The sequence below is a fragment of the Corallococcus sp. CA053C genome (assembly GCF_003611675.1).
Lineage (GTDB): Bacteria > Myxococcota > Myxococcia > Myxococcales > Myxococcaceae > Corallococcus.
In genome coordinates this window covers 23,820-35,198 of record NZ_RAWA01000050.1, presented here as the reverse complement: position 1 = coordinate 35,198, position 11,379 = coordinate 23,820, and the positions used below count along the sequence as shown (strand labels likewise).

Below are 11,379 nucleotides of genomic sequence, written 5' to 3'. Positions count from 1 at the left end.
CCTCCACCCGCCCGCCCGCGTTGCACGCGTCGCACGCATTGAGCGAGAGGTTGAGCAACACCTGCTGGAGCTGATCCGGATCCGCCGCCAGCGCGGGCACCGACTCCGGTACGTCCAGCGTCATCGACACCTGCCGCCGCTCCGCCTCCACGCGAAGCAGCTCATGCACGCTCCGGGCGAGCGGCCCCAGCGCCACCGGCCGCACCATCGCGGGCTGGAGGCGCGAGAAGTCCAGCAGCTGCCGCAGCGTGCGGCTCACCCGGTCAATCTGCTCGATGATGACGCCCACGCCGGGCCCCTGCGGATGCGACGGACCCAGCTTCCCCTGCACGTACTCCGCACGGCCGCGCACCACGCCCAGCGGCGTGCCGATCTCATGCGCGATGCCCGCGGCGAGCACGCCCACCGTGGCCAGCTTCTCCGCGCGCAAGAGCTGCGTCTCCAGCGCGCGCACGTCGCTCAGGTCCTCCACCACGAGCAGCGCGCGCACCTCCTCCTCCGGGTCCCCCACCGTCAGCGGCACCGCGTGCAGGTTGTACGTGCCCTCTTCCCCGAACAGCGTCAGCGGCTCGCCCAGCAGGCTCAGCGGCCGGTCCTCCTGGCCCGCGGACGCCACCAGCGCACGGATCCGCTCCAGCACCGGCTCCGGGGCTCCAGGGAACGCGGACGCCAGCGGCGCGCCGGTGACGTTGCCGGGGACGCGCGCGCGCAGGGCCTGGTTGACGGCGCTGATCCGCCCGTCCGCCGTCAGCGCGAGCACGCCCGTGGGGATGTGATCCAGGATCTTTCGCGTCCGGTCATGGAGCGCCGCGAGCTGCGCCGCGTGCCGCCGGCTCTCACGCAGCGCCACCGCCCTGCGCCGTGCCAGCACCACGTACACCGCGAAGGCCACCAGGAAGAACGCCACCAGCGCGCCCGCGCCCAGCAGTCGCACCACCAGCGCCTGCTCGTGCGAACGCAGCGCCGCGGTGGACACCAGCGTCGCCACCGCCCAGTGGTTGCCGCCGCGCATGCGGATGGGCGTGTAGACGGCCACCACCTCCGCGCGCCCCAGCCCCAGCCGCTCCGCCTCCTGCTCCGACAGGGGCAGCATGCCGCGCGCCCCGGCCTTCAGGCGCGAGACGAGGAACGCGAAGCCGGGCACGCCCGCGTCCTTCTGGGCCGCGCGGCCGAACCACTCGGACAGCCCCGCGTCGCTCGCGGGCGTGGGCTGTCCATGCGTGCCCACCAGCAACAGCCGCGCCTCCAGGTCCGACGTGACGATCTTCAGCGGCGCGAAGAAGGACTCGGTGTCCACCAGCACCGCCACCGCGCCCTCGGGCCGGCCGTCCTTCGCGGGCAGCGCGGTGGCGAGGATGCGCAGCCAGCCTCCATTCGCCGCGTCCAGGCTGGGCGACGTGGTGACGTCCCCGGGAGGCCGCAGCAGCGCGCGCCGCGCCGTCTCCGCCATCTCCGGCACCAGCCCCTCGCGCGACACCTTCGAGTCCGAGCGCCGGTCCACCAGCAAGAGCCGCTCCGCGCCCTCGCCGTCGTAGGCCGCGATGGCCTTGTACTGGCCCACCGCCTCCAGCAGCGCGCGCAGCTCACGCCGGTGCTCCGCGAGGCTGCCCGGCTGGGACATCAACTCACCCGCGAAGCGCAGGTTCTTGCCCACCTCCTCCAGCGAGTCGGTGACGCCGCCCACGGCCTCGTCCAGCTGCTTCTGCCGGTCCCCCGCGAACTGCTCCACCAGGGTCGTGCGGCTGCGCTTCACCAGCGTCCAGACCCCCACCCCGACGCTCGCCAGCGCGGCGCACAACAGCAGGATGGGCAGGAGCGTGGACCGCATGGGTGTCCCGCAACCTAACCTGACAAGTCGTCCCAAGTCCTTGTTTACAGGGCCTTTTGTCCCACCTGAACGCCAATACATGCCCATTGACGGCGCGCGTCGGCCAATGCTACCTACCGGTCGGTAGGCGAAGTGACCTACCGGTCGGTAGGTGGTCCATCCCGGTCCTCGAAGGCGCAGGCCGGCAAGGAGAGCACGCGTGACACCCACAGGGCGCAAACCGGACGAGGGCGAGCGGTACCGGACCATCCTGGAGACGGCGGCCCGGCTCATCTGTGAGCGGGGCTACGAGGGCACGTCGATGCAGGAGATCGCCGCCGCGTGCCGGATGACGAAGGCGGGGCTCTACCACCACATCCAGAACAAGGAGCAGCTGCTCTTCGCCATCATGAACTACGGCATGGACGTGTTCGAGGAGCAGGTCCTCGCGCCCGTGCAGGACGTGGTGGACCCCGTGGAGCGGTTGCGCCTGTGCATGCGCAACAACATCCACCTGGTGACGAGCGGGCGCAGCAAGGAGGTCATCATCATCCTCCACGAGCACGCCACGCTCACCGGTGAAGCGCGAGAGTTCATCGACCGGCGCAAGAAGCGCTACGTGCGCTTCCTGGAGGGCGCGTTCGCGGACGCCATCGCCCAGGGCCTGCTGCCCGGCGTGGACCCCACGGTGGCGGCCTTCTCGTTCCTGGGAATGGTCCTCTGGGTCTACAAGTGGTTCAAGCCGGACGGGCGCCTCACCGAGGAGCAGATCGCCGACGGCATGGTGGCGATGATCCTCCCCGGCTTCTCCGCGAGCGCCGCCGCCAAGACAGCTCCCACGTCGGACGCGAATGATCCGGCGCCGCTGCGCATGGTGCCGCGCGCCGCGTCGGGGGAGGAGCCCCAGTGAACCGCGCACGCTGGAGTTCGTTGTCGGAGGCCGTGGCCTCCATCCCGAACGGGGCCTGGCTGGCGGCCGGCGGTTTCATGCTGGGCCGCGCGCCCATGGCGCTGGTGCTGGAGCTGGTGGCGCAGGAGAAGCGCGACCTCCAGCTCATCTCGCTGCCCAACCCGCTGCCGGCGGAGTTCCTGGTGGCGGGCGGGTGCCTCAAGCGCGTGGAGCTGCCCTTCGGCGCGCTGGTGTTGGAGAACCGCGTGCGTCCCCTGCCCTGCCTGAAGCGGGCCATCGAAGCGGGCGACATCGCCTGGCGCGAGCACGACGGCTACCGCGTGGTGCAGCGGCTGCGCGCGGCATCCATGGGGCTGCCGTTCATCCCCGCGCCGGACGCGGACGTGTCGGAGCTGGCGGAGATGGATGTGCCTCGCACGGTGGAGGATCCCTTCACGGGCCGGCGCGTGCCGGTGGAGCCCGCGTTCTACCCGGACGTGGCGCTCATCCACGCGCAGGCGGCGGACGACAAGGGCAACCTCTTCATCGAGGATCCGACGACGGACCTGCTCGTGGCGGGCGCGGCGAAGCGCGTGGTGGCCACCGTGGAGCAGCGCGTTCCGAAGCTGTCGCGCGTCACCATCCCGGGCTTCCAGGTGGACCGCGTGGTGCTCGCCCCCGGTGGCGCCCTGCCCACGGGCTGCCTGGGCCAGTACCCGCACGACGACGCGATGCTCTCCGCCTACCTGGCCGCGGCCGAGGCCGGTGAAGCACGGGCCTTCCTCATGTCGCTGCGCGCGACGCGGAGCGCGGCATGACCGCCATGGCAATGACGATGGACGCGACGCCCGCGGAGACGGTGGTGTCGCTGCTCGCGCGGGAGATTGAAGACGGCGCGGTGGTGGCCACGGGTGTGGCGTCGCCGCTGGTCATCCTGGCCATCGCCGTGGCGCGGGCCACGCATGCGCCCGGGCTGACGTACCTGGCGTGCGTGGGTTCGTTGGATCCGGAGCTGCCGGAGCTGTACCCCTCGTCGGAGGACCTGCGCTACCTGAACGGTCGGTCGGCGGAGGTGAGCATCGCGGACCTGTTCGACCACGCGCGGCGCGGCCGGGTGGACACGGTGTTCTTCGGCGCGGTGGAGGTGGATCCGGCGGGCCGCACCAACATGACGGCGTCGGGCAGCCTGGAGAAGCCTCGCGCCAAGTTCCCCGGCGTCGCGGGCGCGGCCACGCTGCGCCAGTGGGTGAAGAACCCCGTGCTGCTGGTGCCGCGTCAGTCGCGCCGCAACCTCGTGCCGCAGGTCCAGGTGGCCACCACGCGCGATCCCAGCCGTCCGGTGCGGCTCATCTCCGACCTGGGCACGTTCGAGGTGGGCGGACCGCACGGCGCGCGGCTGTTGTCCCGTCACCCGTGGGCGTCGGTGGACGGCATCGCCGAGCGCACCGGCTTCGAGTTCGCGGTGCCGGACGCCCTGCCCGTCACCTCCCTGCCGGACGCGCGCACGGTGACGGCCATCCGCGCGCTGGACCCCCGCAACCTCCGCGACGCGCTCGTCGGGAGCTGACGCATTCCCCCCTTTCGCGACACAGAAAAAGAGGCACCGCATATGGAAGCTGTCGTTCTTCGCCAGTTCGGGAGTGCCGAGAACCTGCGTCTGGAGACCGTGCCGGTCCCCCGGCCGGGCAAGGGCGAGGTGCTGCTGCGCGTGCACGCGTGCGGCGTCTGCTACCACGACGTCATCAACCGCCGCGGCAACCTGCCGCGCACGCACGTCCCCGCCATCCTGGGCCACGAGGCCGCGGGCGAGGTGGTGGAGGTGGGCCCGAACACCGTCGGCTGGAAGGTGGGAGACCGCGCGGCGACGTTGCAGCGCATGTCCTGCGGCGAGTGCGCGCTGTGCCTCGCCGGCCGCAACAGCCTGTGCAAGACGGACAACCGCTTCTTCGGCGAGGAGCTGCAGGGCGGCTACGCGCAGTTCATGGTCGCGCCCGTGCGGGGCCTGGGCCGCGTCCCGTCGGACCTGCCCTGGTCGGTGGCGGCGACGGTGTGCTGCACACTGGGCACCGCGGTGCACACGCTGCGCACGCGCGCCCGGGTGAAGGCCGGTGAGACGGTGCTGATCACGGGCGCGAGCGGCGGCGTGGGCCTGGCGGCGGTGCAGCTCGCGAAGGTGGACGGGGCGCGCGTCATCGCCATCACTTCTGGTGAGGCGAAGGTGGCGGCGCTGAAGGAGGCGGGCGCGGACGAGGTCATCGTGTCGCGCGGGCTGGACTTCGGTTCGGAGGCGCGCAAGCGCACGTCCGGCAACGGCGTGGACGTGGCGGTGGAGATCGTCGGCAGCGCGACCTTCGACCAGACGCTCAAGGCGATGGCTCCGGGCGGGCGCGTGGTGGTGGTGGGCAACCTGGAGTCGGGGGTGGTGAACCTGAACCCGGGGCTGGTCATCGTGAAGGAGCTGGAGATCCTCGGGGCGTACGCGACGACGCGCGAGGAGCTGGACGAATCGCTGCGGCTGACGGCGGCGGGGAAGATCCGCTCCTTCGTGTCGGAGGAGGTGGCGCTGGCGGATGCGGGCCGCGCGCACTTCCGGCTGGAGAACCGCGAGGTGGCGGGCCGGCTGGTGCTGGTGCCGCCCGAGGCTTGAGGCATTCGAACACGCGCAGGACCTTGAGAGACTTGAGGAGCTCCCCATGAAGAAGCGGGTTGGAATCGAAGCGCTGGCCGTGGCGGTGCCCCGGCGGTACGTGGACATCGAGGACCTGGCGCGTGCGCGCGGCGTGGACCCGGCGAAGTTCACCGCGGGCCTGGGCGCGAAGGAGATGGCGGTCAACGACCCGGGTGAGGACTCGGTGTCGCTGGCGGCCACGGCGGCGGCGCGGCTGATCAAACAGCAGGGCGTGGACACCTCCAAGGTGGGCATGCTGGTGGTGGGCACCGAGACGGGCGTGGACCACTCGAAGCCCATCGCGTCGCACGTGCACGGCCTGCTGAAGCTGCCGCGCTCGATGCGCACGTTCGACTCGCAGCACGCGTGCTACGGCGGCACGGCGGGCCTGATGGCGGCGGTGGAGTGGATCGCCTCTGGCGCCGGGGCGGGCCGCTCCGCGCTGGTGGTGTGCACGGACATCGCGCGCTACGGCCTGAAGACGGCGGGCGAGCCCACCCAGGGCGGCGGCGCGGTGGCGCTGCTGGTGTCGGAGACGCCGGACCTGCTGGCGATGGACGTGGGCCTCAACGGCGTGTGCACGTCGGACGTGTATGACTTCTGGAGGCCGGTGGGCCGCCGGGAGGCGCTGGTGGACGGGCACTACTCCATCACCTGCTACCTGGACGCGATGGCGGGAGCGTACCGGGGCTGGCGCGAGCGCGCGCTGGAGCAGGGGCTGGTGCGCTGGGATTCGAAGCTGCCCAGCGAGCAGCTGGCGCGCATCCTGTACCACGTGCCCTTCTGCAAGATGGCGCGCAAGGCCCACGCGCAGGTGCGGCTGTGCGACCTGGAGGACGCGACGGGCCCGGGGTCCGTCCCGGCCGAGGCGCGTGACGAGGCGGCGAAGTCGCAGGCCAGCTACGACGCACAGGTGGCGAAGTCGCTGGGGTTGAATGCCCGGGTGGGCAACGTCTACACGGCGTCGCTGTACCTGGCGCTCGCGGGGCAACTGCACGCGGAGGGCGCGGCGCTGGCGAACCAGCGCGTGGGCCTGCTGTCCTACGGCAGCGGCTGCTGCGCGGAGTTCTACTCCGGCGTCGTCGGGGAGAAGGCGGCGGAGCGCATGGCGCGCGCGGACCTGGACACGGTGCTGGCGAAGCGCGAGCGCGTGTCGGTGGAGGAGTACGAGCGGCTGATGAACCTGCCGTACGACGCGCCGGAGGCCATCGCGCCGGAGCCGGGCACGTTCCGGCTGGCGGAGATCCACGAGCACCGCCGCAAGTACGCGGGCGCGTAGTCCGGAGTCACGGTGGTGTTGTATCCACGGGCGATGCGCGCTTCCTGGCGTGCATCGCCCGTTGTGCGTTACAGCACTTCCGCGCGCAGGTCCGGGAACACCTTGCCCACCTTGCCGAGCAGGTAGTCCCCATAGGTGCCCCGGAAGGCGTGCACGCTCTGGCGGTCCCACCGCTCCGCTTGATCATCCGCGCCCGCGTCCCGAAGCACCGGCGAGTCGATAGCGTGGATCTCCACCGTCCAGCTGGGGTCGAAGAAGAACGGCAATGACAGACGGTCGCGGCCCGCGCGGTTGAGCACCCGGTGCGGCGTGGACCGGTACACGCCCCGGGTCATCCGGTCGAGCATGTCGCCGATGTTGCACACGAAGGCGTCCTCCACTGGCGGCGCCTCCATCCAGCGCGTCTGCCCGTCCCGGCGGGACTTCACCTGGAGCCCGCCCGCGTCGTCCTGCTTGAGGATGGTGAGCACGCCGTAGTCGGTGTGCTCGCCCACGCCCCACACCGGCAGCCCCTCTCCATCCACCTCAGGACCCGGCGGGTAGTTGAAGATGCGGAACAGCACCGTGGGGTCCGCCATGTACCGCGTGGCGAAGAAGTCCGCTTCCAGCTCCAGGCTGAGCGCGATGCCGGACATCAACGCGTGCCCCAGCGATGTGAGCGCCGCCATGTAGTCCAGCACCGCGCCGCGCAGGCCTTCCGGCTCCCGGGGGAACAGGTTCGGGCCATGCAACGGCGTGCCAGCGCGGACGCGCGGATCCTCCGGCGACAGCTCCGTGCCGAAGTACAACCCCTCCTTGCGGTCGGGCCGGCCGGAGGTGAGCTCGCCGCCAACGGGGAAGAAGCCCCGCCACGCACGGCCGCCCAGGGCCATGCGCACAGCCTGCTTCTCCTCCTCCGACCGCGCGAAGAACTCCCGCGCCAGCGCCTCCAGCCGGGCCTGGAGCCCCACGTCCACGCCATGTCCGACGACGTAGAAGAACCCGTTGTGCCGACACGCGGCGCCCATCCTCGCGGCGACTTCGTGACGGGCCGCGAGGCTCGACGTGGCATCGACAAGGGCGCGGACGTCGATGACGGGCACGGTGTCCATGAGAACGGCTTCCTCCGGGGCGGATGACGCCGACTCTAACGCGTCGGAGCGGGCCCGGGGATGCGAAGGCCGCCTACCGGAACGCGGCGGCGCCCGCGTCCGAAGCTCCCGCGTCGGCGACGCCTGAGTCCGAAGCTCCCGCATCGGAGGTCCCCGCGTCTGAAACGCCCGCGTCGGACGGCGTATACACCGTGGTCTTCGTGCAAGCCCCAGTGCAGTGATCAGCGCATTCGGCTGCCGTGCAGCCCAGGTGCATGGCAACGCAGCCCTCGGGAGAACCACAGCTCTTGCCAGTGCATGTCACAGAGCAGGTAATCGTCCCGTTTCCCTCGGTCATGGGAACCACGGACCCACCTGCTACGGATTGTGACGCGGTCGTGGACTCCACCCGGAAGTGCAGGGTTGAGACCTTCCGCCCGTCAATGTGTTGTTCCGTGGGCGGGCCCAGGGGCATCACCTTCGCGCCCTGGAGACTTCGCGTGACCTGGGGATCGGTCGCGTCGATCATGGCGCAATGTGACGCCTCTCCCAGGGTCTCCGTGCTTGTGCTGGGAGGGGAAAGTCCCCCATCACCACAGCCGAACAACGTGGCGACGAACAACCCGGCAACAAGTCCACGAACACCGGCGTGCTTGAAGTGCTTCATGTGTCGATACCCCCTCGAAGTGAGGGCATGACCATAGAAGCGGGTTTTTCCTGTTTACGGCTGGACTTCTGTAATTGACCCTGAATCGTCGCATAAGCGACAGAGCTGAAACCCGCCCCGGAGCCATTTCCCGCTACCCTGCCGGGCATGGCTTCCGCTCCCGCCCCTGGCTCCGTCATTCGCGTGGGTCTCCTTGGCTATGGCCTGTCCGGCTCTCGCTTCCATGGGCCGCTCGTCGCCGCGGAGCCCGCCTTCACGCTGGCCGCCGTGGCGTCGCGGCGCGCGGACGTCGTGACCCGCGACTGGCCGGGGGTCCGCACGGGCACCGTGGACGCGCTGCTGTCGGATCCGGACCTCCAGGTCCTCGTCGTCTGCACGCCCAATGACTCACACGCCTCGCTCGCCGAACAGGCCCTGCGCGCGGGCAAGCACGTCGTGGTGGAGAAGCCCTTCACACTGGACGCGGAGGAGGCGCTGCGGCTGGACGCGCTCGCGCAGGAGCGCGGCCTGTGCCTCACCGTGTTCCACAACCGGCGCTGGGACGGTGACTTCCTCACCGTGCGCCAGCTCCTGGGCCAGGGACGGCTGGGGACGCTCTACAGCCTGGAGAGTCACTTCGACCGCTTCCGCCCCCAGGTGAAGGTGCGCTGGAAGGAACAGGACGTGCCCGGCGGCGGCTCGCTCTGGGACCTGGGCGCGCACCTCGTCGACCAGACCGTGGAGCTGTTCGGCATGCCGGAGTCGGTGGCCGCGGACCTCGGCCGGCAGCGGCCCGGCGCGCAGGGGACGGACTGGTTCCACCTGGTCCTCCGGTACGGAGCGCTGCGCGTGCTGCTGCACTCGGGCTCCGTGGTGCATGCGCCGTGGCCCCGCTTCGTGTTGCAGGGCGACCGGGACGCCTACGTGAAGCACGGACTCGACGTGCAGGAGGGACAGCTCGAAGCGGGCCTGCGTCCCGGCCATCCGGACTTCGGCGCCGAGCCCGCGCAGCAGCACGGCCGACTGCTCGTCTCCGGAGAGGCCGTCCCCACCGCGCCCGGTGACTACGGCCAGTTCTACCGGCAGCTCGCCGCCGCCATCCTCCACGGCGCCCCGGTGCCCGTGACGGCCGTGAGCGCGAGCCAGACGGTGCGCGTCCTCCAGGCCGCGCTCCAGAGCGACGCGGAAGGCCGCCGCATCGCCCTGGCTCCCCGCGGATGAGCTGAGCCCGTGCAGGGCGTGGAGCACCCGTCCACCCGGCACCTCCCTGCGTCCAGGGGCCGTTGAAGAAGGGGGCGCTTCCTCCCGGTGAGATTGTTGGCGCGGCGACGCGTCTCCATCTTCAGCCTGAACAGGTCGCGCAAGAACCTCCGCGATCCCCCGCCGAGCGAGCAGCCCCATGGAAAAGCGAATCCGCATCGCCACGTTCAATCTGGAGAACCTCGATGACAAACCGGGGCTGAAGCCCTCGCTCGCCGAGCGCATCGGGTTGATGCGTCCCCAGTTGGTGCGGATCAATGCCGACGTCCTCTGCCTCCAGGAAGTGCACGGGCAGCAGGTGGACGGGCACCGGGAGCTGCGCGCGCTGGACACCCTCCTGGAGGGCACGCCCTATTCCCAGTTCCATCGGGTCTCCACCCACGTCTCCGGGGGCAGCGAGCTGATGCAGGAGCGCAACCTCGTCATCCTCTCGCGCTTCGACATCCTCGAGCACACGCAGCACCTCAACGACCTGGTACCCGCCCCCCTCTACCGGGTGGTGACCGCCGACCCGCCGGAGCAGACCGCGTCGGAGGTCGTCTGGGAGCGCCCCGCGCTGCACGCCCAGCTGCGGCTGCCGGACGGGGCCATCCTCCACGTCATCAACCTGCACTTGAAGTCGCGCATCCCCACGGAGATCCCCAGCCAGAAGGTGGACGCCTTCACCTGGAAGGGCGCCTCGGCGTGGGCGGAGGGGTCCTTCATCTCCGCGATGAAGCGGATGGGACAGGCCCTGGAGGTGCGCCGCCTCGTGGATCAGCTCTTCGACGCGGATGAGAACGCCCTCATCGCCGTCTGCGGCGACCTCAACGCGAACGCGGACGAGGTGCCCTTGGAGGCGCTCCGCGGGGACGTGGAGAACACGAACAACCCCAAGCTCTCCAAACGCGTGCTCGTGCCCTGTGAGAGCAGCGTGCCGGAGCCTTCGCGCTACTCCATCCTGTTTCGAGGCAAGGGCCAGATGTTCGACCACATCCTCTCCTCACGTGCGCTGCTCGCGGCCTACCAGCACACGGAGATCCACAACGAGCTGCTGCACGACGAGTCCATCGCCTTCGCCTCCGACGTGCTGTACCCGGAGTCGGATCATTCGCCCGTCATCGCCGAGTTCCAGAGGGTGACCGCCTGATCCGCCGGGCCGCGCTAGCGATGGCCAGGGGCTGAGAGCGTCTTCTCCAGCACCAGGAACGTGGGCGACGTGTAGCCCGCGTGCGTGCCGTGGGAATGGAAGCCGTAGCCCTGCCGCGCGTACCACGCGTGGTGCGACTCCAGCGCGAGCCGGACCGACAGCCGCACCCGCGAGTGCCCCAGCTCGCGCGCCCGGCTCTCCACGGCCTCCATGAGGCGCAGCGACAGCCCCTGCCCCCGGAACGCTGGCAGCACCGCGAGCCGGTCCAGGTAGACGTGGTCCGCCTTCGGGTGGAAGAACACGCAGCCGCGCAGGACGCCGTCCGCCTCCGCCACGAAGGCCCCACCGTCCCGCAGCTCCCGCATCACCAACGCCTCCGTCTTGTCGTGCGCGCTGGAGGGCGGATCCAAGCGGCCCCGGTACTCCTCGAACGCCTCACGCAACACCTGGGACAGGCGCGCGGCATCGCCCGGCACGGCCTCACGAAGCTGGGAACGGTCCATCATTCCCGTGAGCCTAGATGAAGCGGAAGGCGGAGCGCCTGCGCGCTGCTGACAGAATCTGACAGGGGGTGCTTCTAGAAGAGGGACTGCACAGGCCGTCCCCCCTTCTTTCACCGAGGAGCCCCACC

The 11,379-nt window shown here is 70.7% G+C and carries 10 protein-coding genes; 7 read left to right on the top strand and 3 right to left on the bottom strand.

What is annotated here, in order from left to right; genetic code table 11:
• The coding region (locus D7V97_RS09745) for a histidine kinase dimerization/phospho-acceptor domain-containing protein (RefSeq protein WP_120610336.1) at positions 1-1,828 on the bottom strand (1,828 nt) is incomplete at its 3' end.
• Positions 1,829-2,027: 199 nt separating this feature from the next.
• On the opposite strand from D7V97_RS09745, the gene D7V97_RS09740 reads away from it, so the two are divergent.
• The 5 genes from D7V97_RS09740 to D7V97_RS09720 are packed head-to-tail and all read left to right on the top strand — an operon-like array spanning position 2,028 to position 6,643.
• A complete protein-coding gene (locus D7V97_RS09740) occupies positions 2,028-2,717 on the top strand; it encodes a TetR/AcrR family transcriptional regulator (RefSeq protein WP_120610335.1) in 690 nt (229 codons plus the stop codon).
• Positions 2,714-3,514, top strand: a complete 801-nt coding sequence (locus D7V97_RS09735; protein ID WP_120610334.1) for a CoA transferase subunit A — start codon at positions 2,714-2,716, stop codon at positions 3,512-3,514. Before D7V97_RS09740 ends, D7V97_RS09735 begins: the two co-directional genes overlap by 4 nt.
• A 5-nt stretch (positions 3,515-3,519) precedes the next feature.
• Positions 3,520-4,263, top strand: coding sequence for a CoA-transferase subunit beta (locus D7V97_RS09730; RefSeq protein ID WP_120610338.1), 744 nt, complete (start codon positions 3,520-3,522; stop codon positions 4,261-4,263).
• Between the two features lie 42 nt (positions 4,264-4,305).
• Positions 4,306-5,343 carry a zinc-binding dehydrogenase gene (locus D7V97_RS09725; RefSeq protein ID WP_120610333.1) on the top strand — a complete coding sequence of 346 codons (1,038 nt, stop codon included), beginning with the start codon at positions 4,306-4,308 and terminating at the stop codon, positions 5,341-5,343.
• 46 nt (positions 5,344-5,389) lie between these two features.
• Positions 5,390-6,643, top strand: a complete 1,254-nt coding sequence (locus D7V97_RS09720) for a hydroxymethylglutaryl-CoA synthase family protein (RefSeq protein WP_120610332.1) — start codon at positions 5,390-5,392, stop codon at positions 6,641-6,643.
• Between the two features lie 68 nt (positions 6,644-6,711).
• Here the strand turns inward: D7V97_RS09720 and D7V97_RS09715 are convergent, their stop codons facing one another.
• Positions 6,712-7,734 carry an isopenicillin N synthase family oxygenase gene (locus D7V97_RS09715; protein WP_120610331.1) on the bottom strand — a complete coding sequence of 341 codons (1,023 nt, stop codon included), beginning with the start codon at positions 7,732-7,734 and terminating at the stop codon, positions 6,712-6,714.
• An 829-nt stretch (positions 7,735-8,563) separates the two neighbouring features.
• On the opposite strand from D7V97_RS09715, the gene D7V97_RS09705 reads away from it, so the two are divergent.
• Together D7V97_RS09705 and D7V97_RS09700 are read left to right on the top strand one after the other, a co-directional pair.
• Entirely contained in the window at positions 8,564-9,580 is a 1,017-nt protein-coding gene (locus tag D7V97_RS09705; RefSeq protein ID WP_233582612.1) for an oxidoreductase, read from the top strand.
• A 178-nt stretch (positions 9,581-9,758) separates the two neighbouring features.
• Positions 9,759-10,748 (top strand): endonuclease/exonuclease/phosphatase family protein, encoded by a 990-nt coding sequence (locus D7V97_RS09700; protein ID WP_120610329.1) that lies wholly within the window; start codon positions 9,759-9,761, stop codon positions 10,746-10,748.
• Between the two features lie 14 nt (positions 10,749-10,762).
• On the opposite strand, the gene D7V97_RS09695 is transcribed toward D7V97_RS09700, so the two are convergent.
• On the bottom strand, positions 10,763-11,254 hold the full coding sequence (locus tag D7V97_RS09695) for a GNAT family N-acetyltransferase (protein ID WP_120610328.1): 492 nt from the start codon (positions 11,252-11,254) through the stop codon (positions 10,763-10,765).
• Between the last annotated feature and the right edge of the window lie 125 nt (positions 11,255-11,379).

Bases quoted from the DNA above. Each gene is read 5' to 3' on its own strand.
- D7V97_RS09730 (WP_120610338.1), top strand. From the start codon at position 3,520: ATGGCAATGACGATGGACGCGACGCCCGCGGAGACGGTGGTGTCGCTG.
- D7V97_RS09725 (WP_120610333.1), top strand. From the start codon at position 4,306: ATGGAAGCTGTCGTTCTTCGCCAGTTCGGGAGTGCCGAGAACCTGCGT.
- D7V97_RS09720 (WP_120610332.1), top strand. From the start codon at position 5,390: ATGAAGAAGCGGGTTGGAATCGAAGCGCTGGCCGTGGCGGTGCCCCGG.
- D7V97_RS09715 (WP_120610331.1), bottom strand. From the start codon at position 7,734: ATGGACACCGTGCCCGTCATCGACGTCCGCGCCCTTGTCGATGCCACG.
- D7V97_RS09700 (WP_120610329.1), top strand. From the start codon at position 9,759: ATGGAAAAGCGAATCCGCATCGCCACGTTCAATCTGGAGAACCTCGAT.
- D7V97_RS09695 (WP_120610328.1), bottom strand. From the start codon at position 11,254: ATGATGGACCGTTCCCAGCTTCGTGAGGCCGTGCCGGGCGATGCCGCG.